21 protein-coding genes and 1 pseudogene are annotated in these 22,767 nt (G+C 71.5%); 9 read left to right on the plus strand and 13 right to left on the minus strand.

Features of this window, described 5'->3' with window-relative positions; translation table 11 throughout:
* Positions 1–663: 663 nt before the first annotated feature.
* From IE294_RS32730 to IE294_RS32740, 3 genes are all read right to left on the minus strand, one after another.
* Positions 664–1,746 carry a hypothetical protein gene (locus IE294_RS32730; protein WP_229917504.1) on the minus strand — a complete coding sequence of 361 codons (1,083 nt, stop codon included), beginning with the start codon at positions 1,744–1,746 and terminating at the stop codon, positions 664–666.
* Positions 1,671–2,123 (minus strand): NUDIX domain-containing protein, encoded by a 453-nt coding sequence (locus tag IE294_RS32735; RefSeq protein WP_189892110.1) that lies wholly within the window; start codon positions 2,121–2,123, stop codon positions 1,671–1,673. Before IE294_RS32735 ends, IE294_RS32730 begins: the two co-directional genes overlap by 76 nt.
* A 539-nt stretch (positions 2,124–2,662) precedes the next feature.
* A complete protein-coding gene (locus tag IE294_RS32740) occupies positions 2,663–3,025 on the minus strand; it encodes a hypothetical protein (protein WP_189892112.1) in 363 nt (120 codons plus the stop codon).
* 188 nt (positions 3,026–3,213) lie between these two features.
* Between IE294_RS32740 and IE294_RS32745 the strand changes: the two genes are divergently transcribed.
* Positions 3,214–4,440 carry a helix-turn-helix transcriptional regulator gene (locus IE294_RS32745; protein WP_189892114.1) on the plus strand — a complete coding sequence of 409 codons (1,227 nt, stop codon included), beginning with the start codon at positions 3,214–3,216 and terminating at the stop codon, positions 4,438–4,440.
* Here the strand turns inward: IE294_RS32745 and IE294_RS32750 are convergent.
* Positions 4,421–5,083 (minus strand): HAD family hydrolase, encoded by a 663-nt coding sequence (locus IE294_RS32750; protein WP_189892116.1) that lies wholly within the window; start codon positions 5,081–5,083, stop codon positions 4,421–4,423. The two genes, IE294_RS32745 and IE294_RS32750, sit on opposite strands and share 20 nt — an antisense overlap.
* A gap of 466 nt (positions 5,084–5,549) precedes the next feature.
* Positions 5,550–5,783 (minus strand): annotated as a pseudogene (locus tag IE294_RS48010) (replication initiator); the annotation flags it as partial.
* 806 nt (positions 5,784–6,589) lie between these two features.
* Here IE294_RS48010 and IE294_RS48015 point away from each other — a divergent pair.
* Entirely contained in the window at positions 6,590–7,186 is a 597-nt protein-coding gene (locus IE294_RS48015) for a hypothetical protein (protein WP_229917514.1), read from the plus strand.
* Between the two features lie 67 nt (positions 7,187–7,253).
* On the opposite strand, the gene IE294_RS32765 is transcribed toward IE294_RS48015, so the two are convergent.
* The 7 genes from IE294_RS32765 to IE294_RS32795 form a co-directional block, all read right to left on the minus strand.
* Complete coding sequence (locus tag IE294_RS32765) at positions 7,254–7,790, minus strand: GNAT family N-acetyltransferase (RefSeq protein WP_189892120.1); 537 nt, start codon at positions 7,788–7,790, stop codon at positions 7,254–7,256.
* Positions 7,791–8,539: 749 nt separating this feature from the next.
* Positions 8,540–9,721 (minus strand): adenosylhomocysteinase, encoded by a 1,182-nt coding sequence (locus tag IE294_RS32770; protein WP_189892122.1) that lies wholly within the window; start codon positions 9,719–9,721, stop codon positions 8,540–8,542.
* A gap of 311 nt (positions 9,722–10,032) precedes the next feature.
* Entirely contained in the window at positions 10,033–10,461 is a 429-nt protein-coding gene (locus tag IE294_RS32775; protein WP_189892124.1) for a universal stress protein, read from the minus strand.
* 176 nt (positions 10,462–10,637) lie between these two features.
* The gene (locus IE294_RS32780) at positions 10,638–11,675 is read right to left on the minus strand and encodes an LLM class oxidoreductase (RefSeq protein WP_189892125.1); all 1,038 of its coding nucleotides are present in this window, start codon (positions 11,673–11,675) and stop codon (positions 10,638–10,640) included.
* Positions 11,676–11,802: 127 nt separating this feature from the next.
* Positions 11,803–12,630, minus strand: a complete 828-nt coding sequence (locus IE294_RS32785; protein WP_189892127.1) for an aldo/keto reductase — start codon at positions 12,628–12,630, stop codon at positions 11,803–11,805.
* A gap of 193 nt (positions 12,631–12,823) precedes the next feature.
* Positions 12,824–13,246, minus strand: coding sequence for a GlcG/HbpS family heme-binding protein (locus tag IE294_RS32790; RefSeq protein WP_189892129.1), 423 nt, complete (start codon positions 13,244–13,246; stop codon positions 12,824–12,826).
* A gap of 197 nt (positions 13,247–13,443) precedes the next feature.
* Positions 13,444–14,664 carry an MFS transporter gene (locus IE294_RS32795; RefSeq protein WP_189892131.1) on the minus strand — a complete coding sequence of 407 codons (1,221 nt, stop codon included), beginning with the start codon at positions 14,662–14,664 and terminating at the stop codon, positions 13,444–13,446.
* A gap of 157 nt (positions 14,665–14,821) precedes the next feature.
* Here IE294_RS32795 and IE294_RS32800 point away from each other — a divergent pair, with 157 nt between their 5' ends.
* The 3 genes from IE294_RS32800 to IE294_RS32810 are packed head-to-tail and all read left to right on the plus strand — an operon-like array spanning position 14,822 to position 16,640.
* The gene (locus tag IE294_RS32800; protein WP_189892133.1) at positions 14,822–15,292 is read left to right on the plus strand and encodes a MarR family winged helix-turn-helix transcriptional regulator; all 471 of its coding nucleotides are present in this window, start codon (positions 14,822–14,824) and stop codon (positions 15,290–15,292) included.
* Between the two features lie 17 nt (positions 15,293–15,309).
* Positions 15,310–16,239: an NADP-dependent oxidoreductase gene (locus tag IE294_RS32805; RefSeq protein WP_189892135.1), complete on the plus strand. Its 930-nt coding sequence runs from the start codon at positions 15,310–15,312 to the stop codon at positions 16,237–16,239.
* A 32-nt stretch (positions 16,240–16,271) separates the two neighbouring features.
* Positions 16,272–16,640, plus strand: coding sequence for a nuclear transport factor 2 family protein (locus IE294_RS32810; protein WP_189892137.1), 369 nt, complete (start codon positions 16,272–16,274; stop codon positions 16,638–16,640).
* Positions 16,641–17,252: 612 nt separating this feature from the next.
* On the opposite strand, the gene IE294_RS32815 is transcribed toward IE294_RS32810, so the two are convergent.
* The gene (locus IE294_RS32815) at positions 17,253–17,609 is read right to left on the minus strand and encodes a winged helix-turn-helix transcriptional regulator (RefSeq protein ID WP_189892139.1); all 357 of its coding nucleotides are present in this window, start codon (positions 17,607–17,609) and stop codon (positions 17,253–17,255) included.
* Between the two features lie 137 nt (positions 17,610–17,746).
* Here IE294_RS32815 and IE294_RS32820 point away from each other — a divergent pair, with 137 nt between their 5' ends.
* The 4 genes from IE294_RS32820 to IE294_RS32835 all read left to right on the plus strand — a co-directional run bounded on the left by IE294_RS32820 (position 17,747) and on the right by IE294_RS32835 (position 22,359).
* A complete protein-coding gene (locus IE294_RS32820) occupies positions 17,747–18,778 on the plus strand; it encodes a zinc-binding alcohol dehydrogenase family protein (RefSeq protein ID WP_189892141.1) in 1,032 nt (343 codons plus the stop codon).
* A gap of 555 nt (positions 18,779–19,333) precedes the next feature.
* Positions 19,334–20,203 carry an aldo/keto reductase gene (locus tag IE294_RS32825; protein WP_189892143.1) on the plus strand — a complete coding sequence of 290 codons (870 nt, stop codon included), beginning with the start codon at positions 19,334–19,336 and terminating at the stop codon, positions 20,201–20,203.
* Positions 20,204–20,407: 204 nt separating this feature from the next.
* Entirely contained in the window at positions 20,408–21,019 is a 612-nt protein-coding gene (locus IE294_RS32830) for a flavodoxin family protein (RefSeq protein WP_189892144.1), read from the plus strand.
* 68 nt (positions 21,020–21,087) lie between these two features.
* The gene (locus tag IE294_RS32835; RefSeq protein WP_229917506.1) at positions 21,088–22,359 is read left to right on the plus strand and encodes an MFS transporter; all 1,272 of its coding nucleotides are present in this window, start codon (positions 21,088–21,090) and stop codon (positions 22,357–22,359) included.
* Positions 22,360–22,767 lie beyond the last annotated feature (408 nt).

A 22,767-nucleotide genomic window follows, 5' to 3' on the forward strand; every position in this document is an offset into this window, starting at 1 on the left:
ACGCTGACGCCGCTGATCACCGCGCTCCTAAAGCGGGCGTCGCAGGTTCGAATCCTGCCGGGGGCACAGCGTTGAACAGGGCGAAGGCCCCGGAACTCCCAGGTCAGGGAGGGTCCAGGGCCTTCTTCACGCCGTCAGTTGCCACTCTGGCTACGGTCTCACTACACCCTCACTACGCCCCCACTACGGGGCTCCGTCTCCTAAAAATCCCCTAACCGATCAAGGTGAACGCGCAGGTCAGGGCGAACGCGAGCAACCCCCGCCCTCCTATGGAGAGGCGGGGGCTGCGTGTGCCGGGCCACCACAGGGAGGGGGCACTCCAGCTTGGGACCCGGCACGCCGCGAGGACGTAGTTGCTGTACGCCACCGACTGCATGTCTAACAGCTGCCATCGTCGCAGGTAATCACCCGTTCGCGTGAACAGGTGTTCGAGTTCGGACCATACCCCCAGCCCTGCGGCATATGCCAACCGAGGGTGCACAGACTGTGTGACTTCAGTGACGGAGGGAGGTTGCCCCGCCCTTATGCCCGGAGATGGGCAGGTCACTCCGCTGCCCGTCACCCCGACTCAGCCGCCTCCGCGCGCCGAGTCGCCAGAGTCTTCCGCTCCTCGGTCACCGGACGCTCACCCGGGGCGTCCCAGGGCAACCGCCCCTCCTGTGATCAGATCTTCTGGGACGGCGCCGCCAGGTAGCCACCTGCCTGGAACATGCCACTGAAGGCTCCCGGACCATGTCGATCATCAAGCCATCGGCACAGCCTGGCCGTGTCGCCGTTGATGATGGCGGCCACGACCAGGTCATGCAGGTCTTCCGGCTCGCCCGCGCCGAACTCGGCGAGCCACCGCTCGTACCGGCGGTTCACGCCGTTCTCGTACCGGCAGAGCGAGGCCACGTAGGCGCCGGCCTCACCGCTGATCCGGGTGTCCAGGTCTCCCGGGTCCTCGGCGGCGCCGAGCTGTCCGGTCACGTCCCGGTACGCCCACCACCCCGGATCGTCCGGAGAGTCGGGACTGGTGATCCCGAACCGGCTGGCGATGTAGCGGGTGATGCGTCGGGCCTCCCGGTCGCAGGCCCCTTCCATCACGACCCCCAGGTTCCGGGTGTGGTGGGCGTCGTGCGGGTCGGCCGCCGAGTACGAGCGGCCGTCCGGCCGGCGCCAGTTGATGCCGTACTGCGTCCGCGTCACCCGGCCATCGGTGAGGACGTACCGGCGCGCCGACCCGTAGTGCAGAGAGTCGTGCGCGTAGGCCCGCACCACGTCGAGCATGGCCAGTCCCGGGTCGGCAGGAATCGCCCTCCCCATCGGCCCGTACATGGTGATGAGGGCGGCCATCTGCATGTGCCGGTACCCCTGGTTGGGGTGGTGGAAGCCGCCCCAGGCCCCGGGCCGCGCCGACTCGGCTCCGACGAGCACTCTGTTGAGTGGCAGCAGCTGGTCGAGGCCGAACTCGGCGTAGCGGATGCGGGCACGCCGCAGTCCGCTACGCACGGGCGCGGTGTCGAGGTCGGCGTCTTCCCATACGTTCAGACGTTCGGCCAGGCTGCTGAAGGTGTGGGCGGCGTGCTCGCTGCTCGCGGTCAGCAGCGATGGGTCCACGCGCCAGTCGGTGAGCGCGTCGGCGACCGCCGCCCGGTTGCCGACGAGGACCTCGTTCGGGGCGAGCAGGTTCAGGTCGCCGTGGCGCTGATGAGCTGCCGATGGGAGTCCTGCATCCCGGCCGGCAGGCTGTCCGATGTGAACCATCGGGCCTCCAAGATCTCGAAGGAGTCGAGGTTGAGGGAGCCACCGACAACGAGCGCCTCATAGGCGACCTCGATGCGCAGCTTGTAGCCGCTGGTGAGGTGCACCAGACGGCCGACCTTCACATCCAGGCCGGTCTCTTCCTTCACCTCCCGCACGACGGTCTGCGGGAACTCCTCGCCCTTGTTGGCGTAGCCCGTAGGCAGTCCCCACGGCTTCTCGGGCGGCCACATGCGGTGGCGGAGCAGGAGGACCCGACCGGTGTCGTCGCGGACGATGCCGGTCACGCCGACCATGAACTTGGCGTGGGCGAACCAGAGGACGCGCCACTGGAGCGGGCCTCGGATCGCGCGCCATACGGGGGTGATGAGTCGCTTCATCGGGGGACCTTTCCGGTAGGAGATCCGCCATATTGGCGGGTATCTCCCGGTGGTGACCAATTGCCTGCGTGGGCGGGGTGGCGGCCACCCGCGGTCATGGGGAGGGCGCGGGGTGTCCGCCTCCGCAACCAGCCGGGTGGGCGCAGCTGGCAGCGGAAGTGGGGTCTCGGGTGCCGAGTTGGTGCAGGCGCGCAAGCTCCTCGGCGATCTGAACGGAAGTCATCGGCGCGCCTCTCGCACCGCGCGGACCAGCCCCAGGCCCGTCGTGCAGAGGTTGCGGTCGTCCACGCACTGCTCGCACACCTGGCTGTGCGCCACGAGTGCGTGCATCGCCTGCTCCAGGGCGCACCGGCGGCACGCTCGGGGGAACCAACTGACCCGGCCCCCGACACGGCGCAGGCGTCGCTCGCCGAGATCGACGGCCGTTGCCGGGCTGAGCGCCGCCCCGCCGTACACGCAGGTGATACCTCGCACCTGGTCCTGCGACAGCGTGTGAAACTCAGGGAGCGGAAGGACAGCGAGCCGCTGTGTCGCGGTGGTCATCCGACCCGCTTCTCACTGGTCTGCGGGCGGAATGCGTCCTGGAGCGCCGCGGCGAGTGCGGCCGGGTCGGTGAGCCAACCGTCGTTGCCGGGGCAGATACGCCAGTGCGGTCCAGGGCCCTCCGTGCGGCGGGTCGGTGGGATGGGTACGGTCGCGCCGGCGGGGAGCGCTTCCGTGTTCCCCAGGTCCCACGTGTCGGCGGTGCCCGCGGGGGTGAAGAAGTAGATCGCGCCCCGGGTCGGGTCCTCGACCACGGCACCCGCGCGTGTGCCGAGGATCTCCCTCGCTGAGAGGCCGAGCTGTCGGGGGACGCGGACGGCGTCCCACTCGGGGGCGTCCACGGGCGGAGCGGTGGACATGGTTTCTCCTCCACGGCAGGTGTGATCGGGCACACCAGACTGGCCCTGCAATTGCATCAAGCCGAGGACTTCAATAGGTCTCTTGCGGGCCTCAAAGAGGACTTTCGTTGGGACGTCCAAGTGACGACTGGCCAAGGCGAGGGCGTACAGCGACACTTGCCGCAGCGCTCGACGATGGAGGTGCAGCAGTGGCACGCCCCACAGGAAACTTCCGGCTCAAGGCGGCCCGGGTCGCGGCCGGCTACTACTCCCAGCAGGCCCTCGCGGAAGCCCTCGGGGTCGGTGTCCGGCAGGTCCGGCGGTGGGAGTCCGAACAGCCGCCGGTTCCGCAACCGGAGGTGGCCCAGGCTCTCACACGGCTCCTCGGTCAGGACCTGGAAGCCCTGGGATTCACTCCTACTGGTGGGAGACCAGCGGGCCATGCGCGCCGCACCGTGCTCGCCGCGACCGCAGCCGCCGTTGGTCTCGCTGCCGTCCCCACCCAAGCCGTCACCATGCAACCCGCCACAGCCGCCGAGGACTTCGAAGCCGTCACCCGCTCACACCGACGCCTGTACTGGTCCGTCGCCCCGGCCACGCTGCACCCGGCCGCGATCGCGCACGCCACCCTCGGCTGCGCGCTGCTCCCGGAGGCCGCCGGACAGACGCGACAGCGGATCGCTGCGGCGCTCGCCGAGACGTGGCTCCTGGCAGGCCGGATCGAGTTCTTCGACCTGCGCGATCCGGACCAGGCCGCACACACTCTGCTGCGGGCGCTCCAGGCCGCCGGTGAGGCCGACGACCCTCTGCTCGGCGCCGGGGTCCTGGCGCACACTGCGTTCATCCCCGGCTGGGACGGCCGCCGCGAGGAGGCTGTGGAGCGGATGGTGGCCGCCCGGACATACGCCCGGCGCGGTCCTGCCTCGGCGGAGTTGCTCGCCTGGCTCGACGCGGTGGAGGCGGAGTGCGAGACCCGCTGCGGCAACCCCCGAACCGCTCTGCACCTGATTGGGCACGCCGAAGACGTCCTCGCCCAGGGCAGCGACCACGCCTCTCCTGAGTGGCTGGACTGGTTCTCCCCGGTGCGCCTGGCCGCGTTCAAGGGCAACACCCAGCTGCGCGCGGGCCATCTCCCCCAGGCCCGGACCACACTCCTCCAAGTCCTCGACACGCTCGGCCCGCAGGACGAGAAGCAGACCACCGTCATCCTCGGGGACCTGGCCGCGGTCGAGGCCGCGGCCGGCAACCCCGAGGCCGCCTGCGGCTACGCAGTCCGCGCGCTCGACCAACTGGAGCGCACCTGGTACGCGATGGGCATGGACCGGGTGCGGGAGGTGCGGCGCGCGCTGGCGCCGCACCAGCACGAGCAGTGCGTCCGCGACCTGGACGACCGCCTATATGGGTGGTCTACGACGGTCAGCGCGCTGGCTCGTTGAACCGCTGGATGAGGGGCGACAGTTCGAGGAGGCTCTCCACGCGGAACGTGGGAAGCTTTTTCGCTTCCTCCGTGTTCCACTGGATCGTCGCCCAAGGCCCGCGGTGTACCAGCGCCGTATGCATGCCGGCCTCGCGCGCGGGGCGGATGTCGTTGTCGACGCGGTCCCCGACGTACAGCATCTCGTCCGCTTCGGCGGGCACTACCTCTGCGACCCGCTCGAAGAACGCCCGGTCCGGCTTTGATGCACCCCAGTCGTCGCTCGTGCCGATCAGGTCAACGTCCGGGGTGAACAGCTCGCGGAGGATCCGGCCGGCGCGGACCGTCTGATTGCCGGCGATCCCCAGCCACAAGCCATCGGCGCGGAGCGCGGCGAGCGCGTCACGGACGTCCGGGTACAGGTCGGCCTCTCCGAACGTCTCCGGCTTCCCGGCTTCGGCGCGGCGCTCGCGCTCGGCGTACAGGTCAAAGCCGGGTCGGAACTCCTGGAACACCTCGCGGTAGTCGCGGCCCTGGGCGATGACGGCTCCGAACATCGCGGCGAAGGTGTGGCGGGGAACCTGGAGCCAGTCGGCCCAGGTGCCGTACTCGGTCGTCTCGTCTACGAGGCACTCGCCGACGTCGAAGATCACTGCGCGAATCATGCGGGCAGGGTATCGGGCATGACGAAAGGGCCCCCTCCCGCCCGAAGGCGAGAGGGGGCGTAAAAGATTACGGGTACTGCCGGCGTTGCGGGTCAAGGCCGAGTACGAGTTGCCCTGACGAAGGGCTTGGGCTCGGTCCGCCGTCGGACGGCGCCCCGTCGCGGCGGCAGACGAGAGCACTCTCGTCCCAGCTCGGGTGCTGAAGGCTGTACCCGTCAGGGCATTGCGGTCCGGCCGGACCGCGCTCTCCTGCCGGGCCCTGTGGTCCAGCCGGGCCGGGCTCACCCTGGGGTCCCGGCGGCCCCGCAGGGCCGGCCGGACCAGTAGCGCCAGCGGGCCCCGGCTCCCCGTGTGTTCCGGGTGTGTCTGGCGCGCCGATAGCGCCGTCTGAGCCGTCGGCGCCCTTCTTCCCGGGTGATCCGGACGGCCCTGGAGGACCGGACGGGCCGGGCTCCGCAGGGAGACCGGCCGTGCGGATGAGGCGGCGGGCGTGTTCGCTGATGTCGAGCTGGGCGAGTTCGGCAGCGAACTTGAGCGGGCGGTCGAGGGCGCCCGTGGCGGTCTCGGCGCCCTTGGTGGCGTACTTGGCGATGTACGCCGCTACGGCCCGCTCGGTCAGCTCCTGGCCGTCGTTGAAGTCGGCGGAACGGATGGTGCGGACGTCGAGCTGGCGGCCGAAGGTGAAGGTGTGGGCGCGGCCGACGCGCACCGCCAGGCAGCCGAACAGCAACCGTCGCGACCGGAGTCGCCCGCCAGCAGGTCCCGCGTGACCGGCTGACCAGATGAGCAGACTTCGATGACCGTCGCGCCCATAGTTCGCGCAGGAGGTCGCTTCGCCGATCAGAGGATGTGTACGAGCTGCACCTCGTCTGTGCCCTTGCGTCGAATAAGCAGCTCATTGCCATCTTAGATCTGCTGATCCACAAAGTCGTAGACACTGATGGCTCGGTTGACGACGTCGGTCGACGAATCGGCGCGGCTAAGCGGTGAATCGCCTTCGCTTCTCAAAATCTAAGCCGACTGCTGGGTTAATCAGCACCCGACAGCACGGCTGAGCCCGGTGGGGGCACAGCGGGCATACCGCGCCTGATCGGTCGGCGCACCCGCCATCGTGGCTGACTGTCGTCGGCTGTGGTTCGTGCCACAACCGTGCCAGATGCAGGGGTCAGCCACGGTCAACGCCGGTGCCCCGCGGTCGAGTAGCCGCCCACTGCCTCGGCCAGCGAAGTCGCAGCTCAGCCCGCAGATCACCCAGCCTCTCTCCTGGAGAGGGACCCCGACGAACGGCCGACGGTCGAGAAGGCCCTGGCACTCCTCGACGCTCCCCCGTACGAAGGGCACGGGCGGGACGGCGCGGACAAAGGTCACGGGCGGGACGGCAAGACGAAGGCGGCGGGCAGGGACGGCAAGACGAAGGAAGCGGGGACCGGAGGCACGTCGGGGAGGACGTCCCGCATCGGCGCGACCCCGGCTGCCCGGGAACGCACGGCCCTGAAGGGCGTCGACCTGGCCACGGTGAAGGGCACCGGCAGGGGCGGGCGGATCACCGTGCAGGACGTCTGCGCCGCCGAGCGGACCACGTCGGGCCACCAGGCGTCGGCCTGGCCGTTCGTCGCCGTACTCGCCGTCCTCGCACTCGTCTTCGGCTCGAAGATCATCGAGGCCGCGAAGAAGGAACAAGTCGAACACGGGCTCCCAGCCGGCCTCCACGTACACTCCCTACGCGTCACCGGCCGCGGAATCCCACGACGTCTCGGACCCGGCCGCCGAGGAGGCGCAGCCGGATCCCGTCCCCGGCCCGGCCTGCCGGGTGGCGACCGACACGCTCCCTGGCCGCATCGACCTGATCCCCAACCCGGTCACCAGCGACGACGTCGACTCGGCCGGCGCCACCCACCAGGACCTGGCATCCAGCCTGGACCGCGCCGTGTCCGACGCGGACGCCCCGGACGCTCGGCCGTCAGTACCCTCGCCGCCGACGCCAGGGCGATGGGCGCGAGCCTCAGGGACCCGGGCAACTCCAGTCTCCACGTGGTACGGGACGGGATGTCCTCGGACCTGGAGGACCTGAGCAGCGCCTGCGAGGGCTCGTCGCAGTCCTGAGCGCGGGGAGCGCCGCCGAGGGGTGGACATGGGCCCCGCCCCTGCGGGCGAGGGGTGCCGGGCGCGGTCAGTGCGACCCGTGGATCACTCGCCCGACGCTCCGCTGCCAGGTGATCTCGCCGTCGTGCCACTCGTCGGTGGGGCCGAGTCCGGCGGCAGCGGCGACGGCGGCGGATGCCCGGTGTTCGGGGTGGATGTGGGCGATGACGGTGTGCACCGGCTGCGAGCCGAGCCAGTCGACGAGTTCCCGGGCCGCTTCGGTGGCGATGCCCCGCCCCTGCCACGGGGTCCCCACCACCCAGGCGATCTCGGCGACGGGGCCCTGGCCGGAGGCGCTGATCGTGGCCTGGACGGTGCCCGTCAGGCAGGATTCCGCACGGAGCCGGATCACCCAGTTGAGCCAGGACACGGTGGGGTCGGGAGAGCCCGCGGTCAGGCGCTGGTAGCGCGAGCGCAGGGCTTGCGGGGTGTCCGGAGTGCCGCCGATGAAGGTGTGCAGGGCCGGGTCGGACAGCACCGCGGCCATCTCCTCTGCGTGCTCGACGCGCAGCGGCAGCAGGTCCAGCCGCCTGGTGCCGAGGGCCTGGGCCGCGAGGGCGCTCACGCCGCGACCGCCTCGGGGTGTCCGACGAGCCGGCCGTGTCGGAAGCGGGCTCCGGCACGGACGGGGGCGACGCGGTGGGGTGGCACGACATCCCGGCTCCGGTGACGGCCGCGGACCGCCAGGCGCTGCCCCTGCTCGTCGCGCTCATCGGCCAACTCGGCCCGGTGAGCGCCGACTTCGGTCTCCAGCGCGGCCGGCGTCCGCCGTGGGCCGTCCCGAACAGTCTCAGCCAGCGGCGAACCGCCGCTCGGCGTCGTACGGTCCTCGTCGACCAGCGTACGCATCGGCGTGCCTTCCCGACCGACGCGGCGACATCGGCCTTGTTCGATGACCTGTCGATCGACCCGTCGGAAAGATACACCTCGAAGGGGCGACGCGGTGGGGTGCGTCCACGACATCCCGGCTCCGGTGACCGCCGCGGACCGCCAGGCGCTGCCCCTGCTCGTCGCGCTCATCGGCCAACTCGGCCCGGTGAGCGCCGACTTCGGTCTCCAGCGCGGCCGGCGTCCGCCGTGGGCCGTCCCGAACAGTCTCAGCCAGCGGCGAACCGCCGCTCGGCGTCGTACGGTCCTCGTCGACCAGCGTACGCATCGGCGTGCCTTCCCGACCGACGCGGCGACATCGGCCTTGTTCGATGACCTGTCGATCGACCCGTCGGAAAGGTACACCTCGAAGGGGCGACGCCGGACGGCCCGATGTGCCCGGGGACGGCCGGGCGCATCAGGCCCGCACGGGCCGGGTCCGGGAACTCAGATACGGCTCAGAGTGTCGACGAGGTCGGCGGCGACCTGCCTGTCGATGGACGCCGGCACCGCCTGTACGCCGGGTTCGAGTGAGGGGCTGTGGCCGGTGGCGATCGCGGCGAGGCTGCGTGCCTGGAGGGTCAGACCGAGGTCCATGGCCTCGATCGGATTGCCCTTGGCCGCCGTCAGGTTGATCATCTTCGTGTCCGCGAGGATCACGATCTCGCGGCCGTCGCGCAGTCGGTGCACGGCGCGTTCCTGTCCGCTGGGCCCGGAGCGGTGTACGGAGACGGTGTGTTCGGCGAGCGCGTTCGCGTCCACTTCCCAGGGCATGTGTCCGACCCCGGCGACGACGGTGCCGTCCCGCAGCGCCCCGATCTCCGCGGCACCGATGACGCCGGGATGGCCGGTGGCCAGGAAGAGCAGTTGCGTGCGGGGCAGCAGGTCGACGAGTGAGCCGACCCGGTGGCCTGCCATCACGGCCTCCAGCGCACGGTAGGGGTCCGTGTCGGCGACCGCCACGCGTGCGCCCAGGTGGGCGAGCGTGTCCGCGACGCCGCGTCCGCAGGGGCCGTAGCCGACGACGGTGGCACGGGCTCCCGGGATCATGAGGTTGGTGGCGTTCATGAAGCCCTGGACGACGCTCTGGCCGACACCGAACTCGTTCTCCACCAGCAGTTTGAGGCGGCTGTCGTTGATGACGATCACCGGGAAGTCCGGCCGGCGGTCCCAGGAGCGGATGCGCAGGCCCCCGGTGGTCGTCTCCTCCGTGGCGCCGACGAGGCCGGGCAGGCCGCCACGGGCGAGGACGCCCTCGATGAGATCGGCGCCGTTGTCGAGGATGAGGTCGGGCCGTGAGTCCAGGACGCGCGCGATGTTCTCGCGGTGCCGGGCGAGGTCGTCGGAGCGGTGGCCGACGACGGTGATGCCGTAGTCGCGCAGCGCGTCCGCGGTGTCCTCCTGCGTGGTGCCGGGCGACCCGGTGAGGACGATCTCGGCGCCCGCCTGGGCGAGGTGGCCGACCAGCACGGCGGTCTTGGGTTCGATGTGCAGGCAGATGCCGATACGGCGGCCGGCGAACGCGGACGCGTGCGTCCGCATCGTGGCTGCCAGCATCGGCATGTGGCGGGCGGCCCACTGGGTGCCGTCGTGCGGGACCGGGCAGCGGGCAGGGGTGAGCTGGGACATGGCGAAGTTCCTTGGCCGAGAGGGAGGGAGACAGGGCACCTCGGGTGCCGTCGAGCCGGGTCGAGGGCACACCTGTCCCCTCGACGCGAAGCCTCTTGTCAGCCGTAGAAATCGCTGCGGAAGGAATGGTCACCGAAGATCCACAGGTGGCGGCTCGCCTGACTCGTGTTCATCGGTGACCTCCTCTCTGTACCGGGGCGACGCGGGGAAACTGCTCCCCCGGGGGCAAGTTATACGCATAACCTCACTCGGGCAAGAGGTGCCCGACAGGGCGCCCTCCCGAGTTCGGTGCCCCGGCGCCCTGCGGCCCGTTACGCGCCGGCGCCGTCGGGCACCAGGAGAACGGGGATGCCGCTGACGTGTGTCACCGCGTCGCTCACCCGGGGTGTGAACCAGGCGGTGAACATGTTCCGCTTGTGCGGGGTGATCACCAGCAGGTCCGCGCCGAGGTCCCGAACCGTGTCGGTGATGATGCCGGGCACCTCACCGACCGTCCCTGCCGCGAGGTGTCCTTCGGAGCGGACTCCGGCGTCGGCGACCGACTTGACCGCGATGTCGAGGACCTGCCGCGCCGCGCCGGTGTCCTCCAGACGCACGACGGTCTGGTGCTCGATGTCCGTGACGGCGATGTGGAGCACGTGCACGACGCCGCCCGAGACCTGCGCCAGACGAGTGGCCGTGCGCAGGGCGACCGTGTCGCCCGCGCTGGAATCGACGGCGACCACGATGTTCTCGAACATGAGTCACTCCTTCGGAAGTTGAGGTGTTCTGGGAAGTTGGGATGTTCTGGGGGCAGGAGAGGGCCGCGGCGTCCACGCGAGCGGCATGGGTCCGGTGGGGAACCGGGGGTGGAGGACGAGGCCGCCCCTGTCGGGGTCGTGGGTGAGGGGCGCTCGGGATCGGCGCGCAGCCGGCGTCAGGGCGTGGCGACGGGGTTCGCACCGGTCGCGGTCGCCACGTCGGGGGTGGGGAAGTGCGGCAGCACCGTCTCGGCGAGTTCCCGGAGGACCTCCTCGACGGGCCGGTCGCCGGGCCGCAGGTTGAAGGAGACGTGGCTGACGCCGAGCCCGCCCATCTCCCGCAGGTGGTCGACCAGCGCCTCACGTCCGGTGCGCAGGCCGAGCCGGATCGCGGTCGCGGCGACGGCCGGGTCCTCGGTGAGGTCCAGTTGCATCGGCGTGAGGTACGGCTTGGGGGCCCCGGCGGTGAGCTGCTGCCACTCGCGGGTCTTCAGCCGCAGGGCGCCCAGGGGGCGGGGGTAGTTGAGGGAGGCGTCGGCGTTGCGTGAGATCCACTCCGCGGACTGCTGCGCGTGCCCCGCGATGGCGAGGGGAACGGTCCGACCCGTCGGCTTGGGCAGCACATCGAGGTTGCGATCGGCGCCGAGTCCGATGTCGGGCAGGCTGATGCCCTGCCCGCTCGCACGGGTGGCCCAGGCCTCGCGCAGGATCTCCACGCCCTTGCGGAACGTGGCACCGCGCGCCTCGAAGTCCTCGCCGAACAGGGGGTACTCCACCGGCCGGTCGCCGCTGGCCAGCCCGAGAACGAACCGGCCGCCGGAGAGGACGTCCACCGTGGCCGCGGCCTTCGCGACGAGCAGCGGCTGCCGCAGCGGCAGCACGATGGCGCCGGTCCCGAGCACGACCCGCTCGGTGACGGCTGCGAGGTGACCCAGATGTGTGAAGGCCTCGAAGACGGAGCCGGCGTCGCCGAACTGCTCGGGGTCGTACAGGGGCACGTCCCGGACCCACAGGGCCGCGAAGCCCAGGGTGTCGGCGAGGCGCGCCAGTTCGGCGTGACGGGTCAGGTCGGGGACACCGAAGGGACGGCCGGCGGCCCGGTCGGCGCGCAGGCGCGTGTGGCCCCAGTCGTTGTCGAGGGGGAGCTCAAGGCCCAGGGTCGGCAGACCCGCGGGGTTCACGAGCCGCTCCAGGGCAGTGGGAGTAGGGGACATCGGATGGACACCTTTCAAGGTCGGTTCGGCGGCTCGTACGGGCGGGTCCGCCCGCCGCGTCCGCGCGGTCCGGGACAGTCCGTGCGGGACGGTGCCAAGCGCTCCCGCCCGGGTCGGCCAAGAGGGACTAGTGGAGGCTGTCCGGGTGCGGACCGGTGCGCAGACCGCGGTCGAGGGCGGCGATCGCGGCCATCTCCTCGTCCGACAGGGTGAAGTCGAAGACGTCGAGGTTCTCGCGCATGCGGGCGGGCGTCACGGACTTGGGGATGACGATGTTGCCGAGCTGGAGGTGCCAGCGCAGGACGGCCTGCGCGGGCGACTTGCCGTGCCGCGCGGCGATGGCGGTGATCGCCTCGTCACCGAGGACGGCGCCCTGCGCCAGCGGACTCCACGCCTCGGTGGCGATACCGAGGTCGGCGTGCAGGGCGCGCAGCTCGCTCTGCTGGAGGCCGGGGTGCAGCTCGATCTGGTTGACCACCGGCACCAGGTCGGCGCCGTCCAGCAGTCGCTTCAGGTGCGCCGGCTGGAAGTTGGAGACGCCCGCGGCCCTGATCCGTCCGTCGGCGGCCAGCTTCTCGATGGCCTTCCATGACTCCCGGTACAGGTCACGGGCCGGGGTCGGCCAGTGGATCAAGTAGAGGTCGACGTAGTCCAGTCCCAGCCTTTCCAGGCCGGTGTCGAAGGCCCTGAGCGTGGCGTCGTACCCCTGGTCGGCGTTCCACAGCTTGGTCGTGACGAACAGGTCGTCGCGGGGGATGCCGGAGCCGGCGAGGGCCTTGCCGACCCCGGATTCGTTGCCGTAGATCGCGGCGGTATCGATGGAGCGGTAGCCGGCCTCCAGAGCGGCCGAGACGGCCGCGGCCGTCTCGGCGTCGGGGACCTGGAAGACGCCGAAGCCGAGCTGGGGGATCTCGACGCCGTTGTGGAGCGTGACGGTGGGGACGGGGGCGGTCATGCGCGGGAGTTCCTTGCGTGGTGACGGGTGGTGCCGGGCAGGGCCCCTCCGGTGCGGCCGGAGTGCGCCCTGACCTGTCGTGGTGCGGGCCCGGCCGATCCGTTCCGGTGGTCGGGCGCCGGGCCGGCACTGCCGGCCGGATGTCCTCAGGCACGGGATGTCCTCAGGCGAGGGCCTCAGGCGAGCGATGTCCTCAGGCGAGGGTGCCAAGTGCCGTGGCGGCGAACCCGTGGTCCTGCTCGGGGGTGCCGCCGCCGACACCGATGGCACCGATGAGGCGGCCGTCGCGGTGGACGGGCAGGCCGCCGGCGATGAACAGCAGCGGCCGGTCGAGGGCGGTGGGCAGGGTGTGGAACGGGCCGCCGGGGTTGACCAGGTCGACGAGGTCGGCGGTCGGGGCGTTGAGCTGGAGCGCGGTGTACGCCTTGCGGGTGCTGGTCTCCCCGGAGATCAGCACGGCGCGGTCGTCGCGGCGGAAGGCGATGAGGTGACCGCCGGCGTCGAGCACGGTGACGCTGACGGTGACCCCGGCCGCCTCCGCGGCACGACGGGCGGCGGTGATCAGAGCCTCCGCGTCCTGGGTGGTCAGGGGGGCGACGGTGGCGGGGGTGCTCATGGTGTGGTGCTCGCTTCGTTCGGGGCGTCGGGTCTGGTCCGGCCGGGTGGGGGGTTGGTGTGCGGGGGGCCAGTGGCCGGGGGGCAGTGACCGAGTGGGTAGGTGGTCAGTGCCGGGTGGGGGGTTGGTGCCTGGCGAGGAGTCAGTGCCCGGTGGGGGCAATGCCGGGTGGGGGTCAGTGCCGGGTGAACGGGGGGTCAGTGGCCGATCGGGGTGCTGGTCGGCTGGGCCTGCGGGTGCGGGGAGCCGGCCGTGACGCTGTCGGAGGCCCGGCGTGTACGGCGGTCGAGGAACGCGGCGAGGAAGGACAGCAGCAGGGCTGTGCCGGAGAGCAGGGCACCGACCCAGTTCGGCGAGGTGTAGCCGAGGCCGCCCGCGATCACCACACCGCCGAGCCAGGCGGCCAGCGCGTTGCCGAGGTTGAAGGCGCCGATGTTGGCGGCCGAGGCCAGGGTCGGGGCGGCCGAGGCCTGGTCGAGGACCCACTTCTGCAACGGGGGCACCGTGGCGAAGCCGAGCGCGCCGATCAGGGTGAGCGTGATGGCGGCGAGGACCTTGTTGTGGGCGGTCGCGGTGAACAGCAGCAGTACCGCGGCCAGGGCCGCCAGGGTGGTGAAGAGCATCGGCATCAGGGCCCGGTCGGCGAACTTGCCGCCGAGCAGGTTGCCGAGGAACATGCCGACGCCGAACAGGACGAGCAGCCAGGTCACGGCGCCCTCCGTGTAGCCGGCCACCCGGGTCATCATCGGAGTGATGTAGGTGATGGCCGCGAAGACACCGCCGTAGCCGAGGACGGTCATCGCCATGGCGAGCCAGACCTGGACGTTCCTGAAGGCGGCGAATTCGGCACGGACGTTCCCGGCCCTGGGCTTGCCCTGCTCGGGGACGAGCTTGGCGACGCCGAGGAGTCCGATGACGCCGAGGGCGGCGACGAGGGTGAAGGTGAGGCGCCAGCCGGCGACCTGTCCGATGTAGGTGCCGCCGGGGACGCCGACGATGTTGGCGACGGTCAGGCCCATGAACATCAGGGAGATGGCGGAGGCCTTCTTCTCGGGGGCGACCAGGTCGGCGGCGACCACCGAGCCGATGCCGAAGAACGCGCCGTGCGCGAGGGAGGCGATGACCCGGCCGATGAGCATGAGGCCGAAGCTCGGGGCGGCGGCCGAGAGGGCGTTGCCCACGATGAACAGGCCCATGAGGAACATGAGCATCTTCTTGCGGGACACCCTGGTGCCGAGCACGGTGAGCAGCGGGGCACCGATGACGACGCCGAGCGCGTAGCCGGACACCAGCCAGCCGGCGGTGGGGATGCTGACACCGAAGTCGTCCGCGACCTGGGGCAGCACGCCCATGATCACGAATTCGGTGGTGCCGATCCCGAAGGCCCCGATGGCCAGGGCCAGGAGCGCGAGAGGCATGGGGAGAGACCTTCCGAGCGATTGCATGGAACGCTTACGTGCGACCACAATAGTTGCAGACGCTGCATATACGCAAACGCGGTGTGCCTGTGCTTGCAATAGACATTGCGTGCAAGTATGCTGGCCTTCGACTGGCCCGCCGCCGAAGGAGGCTCCTGTGACCGCCACCGCCCCAGCGCTCTCCGTCCTGGCTCAGGGCTGGTGCGCCCTCTCCCTGCTGCACGGCAAGATCGAGACACACCTCGAACGCGCCCTGGAAACGGGTCACGGCCTGAGCGCCCGCGAGTACGCGCTGCTCGACGTGCTCAGCCGGCAGCACGACGGAGACGGAGGGCACTTGCAGATGAAACAGGTCGCCGACGCCGTCGTCCTCAGCCAGAGCGCCACCACGCGTCTGGTCACCCGTCTGGAGGACCGCGGACTGCTGTCCCGCTACCTGTGCCCCACCGACCGCCGCGGGATCTACACCAACGTCACCGACGCCGGTACGGAGCTGCTTGAGGCAGCGCGCCCCACGCACGACACCGCCCTGCGGGCGGCGCTCGCCGAGGCAGCTCAGGACGCCAGGCTCGAACCGCTGGTCCGGGCGTTGCAGTCGTCGCCCACCCCGATCGCGGTCGCCGCCTGAAAGGAGCACGTCCGTCCATGAAAGCCATGGCACTGCGCCGGTACGGTCGTACCGAAGACCTCGAATGGACAGAGCTGCCGGACCCCAAAGTGGCACCCGGTGAAGTCCTCGTCCGTGTGAAGGCGGCCGGGGTCAACCCGGTCGACTGGAAGCTCGCCGAAGGACGGCTCGACGCCGTCATGGAGACCGGCTTCCCGCTGGTTCCCGGCTGGGACGTGGCCGGCGTCGTCGAGCGAGTGGGGTTCGACGTCACCGAGTTCGCCCCCGGCGACGAGGTCTTCGGCTACATCCGCAAGGACTGGGCCCAGTTCGGCGCCTATGCCGAACTGGTCTCCGCCCACGTGCGCCTGCTGGCCCCCAAGCCCGCCGCGCTCACCTGGGAGGAAGCGGCGGGCGTACCCCTCGCGGGGCTCACCGCCTACCAGGCCGTCCAGCGCACCGGCCTCCAGCCGGGCGAGACGGTGCTCGTTCACGGCGCGGCCGGGGGTGTCGGCTCGTTCGGAGTCCAGATCGCCGCCGCCCTCGGGGCACGGGTCATCGCGACGGCGAGCGAACGCAACCACGATTTCCTCCGCTCCCTGGGCGCCGTCCCCGTGACCTACGGGGACGGCCTGCGCGACCGTGTCCGTGAGCTGGCCCCCCAAGGGGTGGACGCCGCTGTGGACTTCGCCGGGCACGACGCGGTGGAGGTCTCGCTCGACCTGCTCGACGACCCCGGCCGGCTGGCCTCCGTCGTCGACCCGGAAGCCGCCGCCAAGGGCGGGCACTACGTATGGGTGCGGCCGGACCGGGCCGATCTCACCGTCCTGGCCGCCCTGGCCGACGACGGCCGGCTGACCGTCCATCTCGACCGAGTACTGCCCCTCCATGAGGCCGCGGAAGCGTGGCGCATCAACCAGGGCGGTCACACCAGGGGAAAGCTCGTCCTGTCGGTCCCCGGGCGCTGAACGGCCCCGGCCCCTGTGCGAAGGAGCACGTCATGACAACAGCCACCCCATCGGATCACCGTCGTCCGCAGGAGGTGTTCGCCGACCACGGTGCGCGGCTGGGGACGGGAGATCTCGACCGCATCGCCGCCAACTACGCCGAGGACGCCGTGTTCATCACACCGTCCGGCACCCTGCACGGCCGCGAAGGGGTGAAAGAGGCGATCGGCAGGCTGCTGGCCGATCTCCCGGATGCCGACTGGGAACTGAAGCCGCAGTTCGCAGGCGACGTACTGTTCCTCGAATGGTCCGCGGCCAGCCCGACAGGGCGCCGTGTGGAAGACGGCGTCGACACCTTCGTCTTCCGTGACGGGCTCATCCAGGCCCAGACCGTCCGCTACACACTGATCACTGATCACTGACCGGCCCAAGGGTCCGGCACCGGACGACGGCGTGTGGAAAGTGCCGTTACCAGCGAAGCGGACGCCCGTGGTCCGAGGCCCGGGTGCCCGGCGCCGGGCTTCGCGCGGGCGAGGCCCGGCGTACGCCGGTGCGGACGGTTCACCCCCGCCGCCGGGGACGGTTCACCTCCCCCGGCGCGGGAGGCAGGCTGCTCGGACGCGGTCCATGGGCTGGTCGAGGTGGTGCGGCCGGTGCCGGACACTCCGGCCACCCCCGCAGGACCCGGCGGCGTCCGGCGGCACTGATCCGGCGCCGTGCGACCGGGGCGCATCCCGGCGGCCTCGTCCGGGTCGACACCGCCGCGACCTCCCCGGTCCACTCGCCGACGGCAGAACCAGTGCCTGGCGGCTGGTCGAGAGCGGCCTGGCCGGGTTCATGCACCTCGGCCTCGACCACTTCCTCACCGGACGCCGGGAGTAGGACAGCACCTCACCGGCGAGGGTCCGGCCCTGCGGCGATCCGGCGACCCCGTGTACCTTCCGGGCATGGCGAGCAACGGCACCCGGAACCGGTCGGCATGACGTGCCGTACCCGCCACGAAGGCGAGCGGACCGCCGGACGGGCCCACCTGCCTAGGCGATCTCGTCGACGTGGTCCTCCACCCAGTTCCGCAGCTGGGCGAGCGGCCGGGCCACGCTGCGTCCCAGGTCCGTGAGCGCGTATTCCACGTGCAGGGGCACCGCGGGGTAGATGGTCCGGTCCACGAACCCCTTCTCCTCCAGGCGGCGGAGCGTGGAGGTGAGCACCTTGGGGCTGACGCCCTCCAGACGCCGCTGGAGCGCTCCGAAGCGCTGCGGCCCCTCCTCCATCGCCCCGATCGCCAGCGCCGACCACTTGTTGGCCAGCAGGTCCAGCACCTCCCGGCAGGGGCACTGGGCCGCGTAGACGTCGTGGTGGTCGTGTCGTTCGGATGCGCATGTCGTCGCCAACGGTCGCGTCCCTCCGCTCGTGGATCGCCTTCTACCAGCTTACTTCCCAATGGGAAGTAGGTTCCGTTGAAGGTTACTACCTCCCCCGAGCTACGTTATCGCCGCAGCCAGCACCTACGGCACAACAGGAGCGAGAGATGAGTGAGATCCCCACCACCATGCCGGCGGTCGCCTACCGCAAGAGCCTTCCCGTGGACGACACGGAGAGCCTGGTCGACGTCACGCTGCCGGTGCCGCGGCCCGGCCTCCGCGACCTGCTCGTACGGGTCGAGGCCATCGCGGTCAACCCGGTGGACTACAAGGTGCGGCAGAACAACGATCCGGGCGGCGAGCCCAAGGTCCTCGGGTGGGACGCCGCGGGCACGGTCGTCGCCGTCGGCGACGAGGTGGAGGCGTTCGAGGTCGGCGACGAGGTCTTCTACGCCGGCGCCATCGACCGGCCCGGTGCCAACGCCCTCTTCCACACCGTGGACGAGCGCATCGTCGGCCACAAGCCGGCCACCCTCTCCTTCGCCGAGGCGGCGGCCCTGCCGCTGACGTCGCTCACCGCGTGGGAGGGCCTCTTCGAGCACCTCGGCCTGCGCGAGGGCGCCCTGGAGAAGACCGGCACCCTGCTGGTCACCGCCGCCGCGGGCGGTGTCGGTGCCATGGTGGCCCAGCTGGCGCGCGCCCTGACCAGCCTGACGGTGATCGGTACCGCCTCCCGCCCGGAGACCGCCGAGTTCGCCCGCCGCATGGGGGTGTCCCATGTCGTCGATCACCGCAGGCCCCTGCCCCCGCAGGTGGCCGAGGTGGCACCGGACGGGGTGGACCTCGTCTTCAGCACCGCCGGCACGGACCGGAACCTGACCGCCTACGCGGACATCCTCAAGCCGCTCGGACGGCTCGTCGCCATCGACGACTTCGGCCCGGTCGAGATCGGCGTGCTCAAGTCCAAGAGCATTTCGTTCCACTGGGAGTTCATGTTCACCCGCTCGCTCCACCAGACGCCCGACCAGGCGGTGCAGCGGCACATCCTCGACCAGATCGCCCGCCTGGTCGACGCGGGAATCCTCACCACCACCGCCACCACCGATCTCGGCACGATCAACGCCGAGCACCTGCGCGAGGCGCACCGCGTCCTGGAATCGGGCAAGGCGATCGGCAAGATCACGATGACCGGCTTCTGAGCACGGCCCCGCACGGCCGGCCCGGCGGGCACCGTCCCACCGGGCACCGTCCCGGCGGGCACCGTCCCGGCGGGCACCGTCCCACCGGGCACCGTCCCACCGGGCACCGTCCCACCGGGCACCGTCCCGGCGGGCACCGTCCCGGCGGCGCGGCGGCGGATCGGGCGCCTGGCGGTGGCCGACCGGTGCGCGGACGTCGCCGGGAACTGGCGCGCGAAAACCGCCGGGAACCGGCGCGCAGAGGCTGCCAGGAGCTGGTGCGCGAAGGCCGCCAGGTGCCCCGAAACGGACCCCACTAAGTATCCACAAACGGCGGTCATGCTGGTCGGGCCGGCAGCGAGAGGCCCGACGACCCGTGACCGTGGCGGGGACCGGATGAGAGGCGCCGACGGGTCACGCACGGCGTCGTGGTCGCCGGTGGGACGCCGGCCGGGCACGCGCCGCCGCGGGTTCCTCGCCGGCGCGGTGATGCCACCCGCACAGACAACGCGGCACCTCCACGGTGCCGGGGGCCGCCCCGACCGCGGGCGGCCCGGACGAGAAAGGCAGCGAGACATGGACACCATCTCAGCGGAGTCATCGGGGTCGTTCGCCCTCGGCGGTGAGTTCGTGGTCAACCGACTCGCTTACGGGACCATGCAGTTGACGGGTCCCGGAGTGTGGGGTCCCTTCCCCGACCGGGACAGGGGTGTGCGTGTCCTGCGCCGCGCCGTGGAACTGGGCGTGACCCTGTTCGACACCGCCGACTCCTACGGACCCGAGACGGCCGAACAGCTCCTGCGCGAGGCGCTGCACCCGTACCCGGAGAACCTGGTCATCGCCACCAAGGCCGGGTTCACCCGGCCCGGCCCCGGGGAGTGGCGGACGAACGGCCGGCCCGAGTACCTGCGCCGGCAGGCGGAGTCCAGCCTCCGCAGGCTGGGTCTGGAGCGCATTCCGCTCTTCCAGCTGCACCGCATCGACCCCTCGGTACCCTTCGAGGACCAGATCGGTGTCCTCAAGGAGCTGCGCGACGAGGGCAAGATCGCCCACGTCGGGCTCTCCGAGGTCGGCGTCGAGGAGCTGGAGCGGGCCCGTGCCATCGTGCCCATCGCCTCCGTGCAGAACCTGTACAACATCGCCCAGCGCGACTCCGAGGACGTCCTGCGGTACGCAGAGGCGAACGACATCGCGTTCCTGCCCTGGTTCCCGCTGGCCACCGGGCAGTTGGCCCGGCCGGGCGGTCCGCTCGCCCGCGTCGCGGCCCGCCTGGCTGCCTCACCCTCCCAGGTGGCGCTCGCCTGGCTCCTGCACCGCTCGCCCGTCGTCCTGCCGATCCCCGGCACCTCGTCGGTCGAGCACCTGGAGGAGAACGTGGCGGCTGCCGCACTGAAGCTGACGCAGGCCGACTACGAGGCCCTGGGCAGCCCGTTCGCCCGGGGCTGAGAGCCCCACCCGAAGCCGGCGCCCGCGGAACCGCGCCACGCGGCTTCGCCGTGCGAACCGGCCGACCGGCCCGGTTCCTCAGGAGGCGTCACCGTCGAACGACCGCGACGCCCCTCCCAGGGCCGGAAGGCACGCGGCCTGCCCCTCCCCCCAAAGCACTCACTCTCACACTCCCCCAAAGCATTCACTCTCACAGGAGCTTCCATGTCCGAATCGTCCTCCGCCCGCCCGTCCGTCGCCGTCGCCTACCACTCCGGCTACGGACACACGGCCGTGCTCGCCGAAGCGGTCCGCCGCGGGGCCGCGCAGGCCGGCGCCGACGTCCTCTTCGTGGACGTGACCGCCGTGACCGACGAACAGTGGCAGGGGCTGGACCACGCCGACGCGATCATCTTCGGATCGCCCACCTACATGGGCGGCGCCTCGGCCGGCTTCCACGCCTTCGCCGAAGCGACCAGTGGCCGCTGGGCCGAGGGGCGGTGGGCGGACAAGCTGGCGGCGGGATTCACCAACTCGGCCTCCAAGAGCGGCGACAAGAACAACACCCTCGCGTTCTTCGCCGCCTTCGCCGCCCAGCACCGGATGCTCTGGGTCAGCCTGGGCCTGGCTCCGGGCTGGAACTCCACCAGCGCCTCCGAGCACGACCTGAACCGCCTCGGCTTCTGGAGCGGAGCGGGCGCGCAGACGCCGATGGACGGCGGGACGGACACCGTCCACGGCGCGGACGTCGCCACGGCCGAACACCTGGGCGCGCGCGTGGCCCGGCAGGCGGCTGTGATCAGCGCCGGACACCAGGCGCTCGCCGCCGCGGTCTGAGCGCCGGTGTGACCTCGCGGGTCGGCACCCGTCCGACCCGTCCGGAACAAGCGGCCCGAGGAGACGCCGTGAAGCTGTCTTCAGTCCCTTCCTCACACCAGACCCCGGCGCCCTCCTCGGACCCGGCTTCGCCCTCCGGGCGCGGTCGGCCGCTGGCCACCGCCGGCGTGGTGGTCGCCTCGATCGCCGTCGCCTTCGGGGCCGGCGCCGGCAGCCCGCTCTTCGTGCTCTACCAGCGCGAGTGGGGCTTCCCCGCCTGGCAGCTCACCACGGCGTTCACCGTGTACGCGGTCACGCTTCTGGCCACCCTGCTCGTGGCCGGTTCCGTATCGGACCACATCGGCCGCCGGCCGGTGCTGGTCGGCGCCATGCTCCTGTTGCTGGTCACCAGCGCGCTGTTCCTGGCCGCCGACGGCATCGGCTGGATCATCGCCGCGCGGGCCGTGCAGGGCATGGCCACGGGAGCGGCCACCAGTACGTTCACGGCGGCGATCATCGAGCTCGCCGCCCCGCGGCACCGGCCGGTCATGACGGTGCTGACCAGCGCCGCCCCGGTGGGCGGACTGGCCCTCGGAGCCCTCTTCGCGGGCCTGGCCGTCCAGTCCAGCACCCACCCGACGGCCGTCGTGTTCCTCGGCCTGACGGTGGTCCTCGTCTACGGCATCGCCTCCGTACTGGCCGCCCCGGAGACGGCGGACCGGCACCCCGGTGTGCTGGCCTCGCTGCGCCCGAGGCTGAGCGTCGTCCGGACGGCCCGCGGATGGTTCTGGTCCCTGGCCCCCCTGATCGCCGCCGGCTGGATGTTCTCCGGCCTCTTCCTCGGCCTGGCGCCGTCCTTCGACGCGTCGGTCTTCGGCATCCGCAACGCGGCGGTGAACGGTGCGATCGTCGCCGTCCAGCCGATGGCGGCGGCGGTGGCCGGCATCGGCTTCGGGCGGCTGTCCGCCGGGCGGGCCACTCGCATCGGCGCGCTCCTGGTGTTCGCCGGTGCCGTCCTCACGGTCACCGGCGTCGTGACAGCCAGGCTGCCGCTCGTCGTCGTCGGCGCGCTGCTGGGCGGCTCCGGGCAGGGTGCGGCCTTCGGCTCTTCCCTGCGCATCCTGGGCCCGCTCGCGGACAACGCGAGCCGGGGCGGCCTCTTCGCCGCGGTCTACCTCGTCGCCTACACGGCGTACGGCGCGCCGGTCCTCGTAGCGGGCATCGCCAGCGACTTCGTCCCGCTGACCGTCACCGTCGCCGGCTACGGCCTGGTGGTGGCCCTTCTCGCCGCGAGCGCGGTCCTCTCGCTGGCCCTGCGGTCACGCCGTGACGACCGCGCGCGGCTCGCCCAGGGGGTCTGACAGGCCGCGAGCACGTCTGCGGAACCGGTGACCGAGCCTGAGCACCCCGGCAACGCTTTCCCCGCCAGGGGACACAACAGCGCGGGCGGCGGGCGTACGAACGGCCACCGGGAAGGGCCCCGACCGCCGGCGGACCCACGGTCGAGGGAACGCACGACGGGCCGGAGCACGGCTGACCGGCTCACCGGCCGGCGTGGCCGTCTTCCCGCTCGACCTGCTGGCGGGCGCCACCCGACGCGCCCGCGCCGAAGACCGCCGATGGCCGCGGCCACCAAGCACCGTGACGCGCTGGGCGCGCCGGATGCCCCGTCCCATGGCACCCGTTCACCGACCGGGCCGGCCGGATGGGGCGTGCCGAAGGGCGGACCCGGGCCACGGGTTCCGCGTCATGGTGCCTCGGCGGCGGTC

It is taken from the genome of Streptomyces canarius (assembly GCF_014650735.1).
In the GTDB taxonomy this organism is placed as follows: domain Bacteria; phylum Actinomycetota; class Actinomycetes; order Streptomycetales; family Streptomycetaceae; genus Streptomyces; species Streptomyces olivaceoviridis.

Bases quoted from the DNA above. Each gene is read 5' to 3' on its own strand.
- IE294_RS32730 (WP_229917504.1), bottom strand. From the start codon at position 1,746: ATGGTTCACATCGGACAGCCTGCCGGCCGGGATGCAGGACTCCCATCG.
- IE294_RS32735 (WP_189892110.1), bottom strand. From the start codon at position 2,123: ATGAAGCGACTCATCACCCCCGTATGGCGCGCGATCCGAGGCCCGCTC.
- IE294_RS32740 (WP_189892112.1), bottom strand. From the start codon at position 3,025: ATGTCCACCGCTCCGCCCGTGGACGCCCCCGAGTGGGACGCCGTCCGC.
- IE294_RS32750 (WP_189892116.1), bottom strand. From the start codon at position 5,083: ATGATTCGCGCAGTGATCTTCGACGTCGGCGAGTGCCTCGTAGACGAG.
- IE294_RS32770 (WP_189892122.1), bottom strand. From the start codon at position 9,721: ATGTCCCAGCTCACCCCTGCCCGCTGCCCGGTCCCGCACGACGGCACC.
- IE294_RS32775 (WP_189892124.1), bottom strand. From the start codon at position 10,461: ATGTTCGAGAACATCGTGGTCGCCGTCGATTCCAGCGCGGGCGACACG.
- IE294_RS32780 (WP_189892125.1), bottom strand. From the start codon at position 11,675: ATGTCCCCTACTCCCACTGCCCTGGAGCGGCTCGTGAACCCCGCGGGT.
- IE294_RS32785 (WP_189892127.1), bottom strand. From the start codon at position 12,630: ATGACCGCCCCCGTCCCCACCGTCACGCTCCACAACGGCGTCGAGATC.
- IE294_RS32790 (WP_189892129.1), bottom strand. From the start codon at position 13,246: ATGAGCACCCCCGCCACCGTCGCCCCCCTGACCACCCAGGACGCGGAG.
- IE294_RS32795 (WP_189892131.1), bottom strand. From the start codon at position 14,664: ATGCCTCTCGCGCTCCTGGCCCTGGCCATCGGGGCCTTCGGGATCGGC.
- IE294_RS32805 (WP_189892135.1), top strand. From the start codon at position 15,310: ATGAAAGCCATGGCACTGCGCCGGTACGGTCGTACCGAAGACCTCGAA.
- IE294_RS32810 (WP_189892137.1), top strand. From the start codon at position 16,272: ATGACAACAGCCACCCCATCGGATCACCGTCGTCCGCAGGAGGTGTTC.
- IE294_RS32820 (WP_189892141.1), top strand. From the start codon at position 17,747: ATGAGTGAGATCCCCACCACCATGCCGGCGGTCGCCTACCGCAAGAGC.
- IE294_RS32825 (WP_189892143.1), top strand. From the start codon at position 19,334: ATGGACACCATCTCAGCGGAGTCATCGGGGTCGTTCGCCCTCGGCGGT.
- IE294_RS32830 (WP_189892144.1), top strand. From the start codon at position 20,408: ATGTCCGAATCGTCCTCCGCCCGCCCGTCCGTCGCCGTCGCCTACCAC.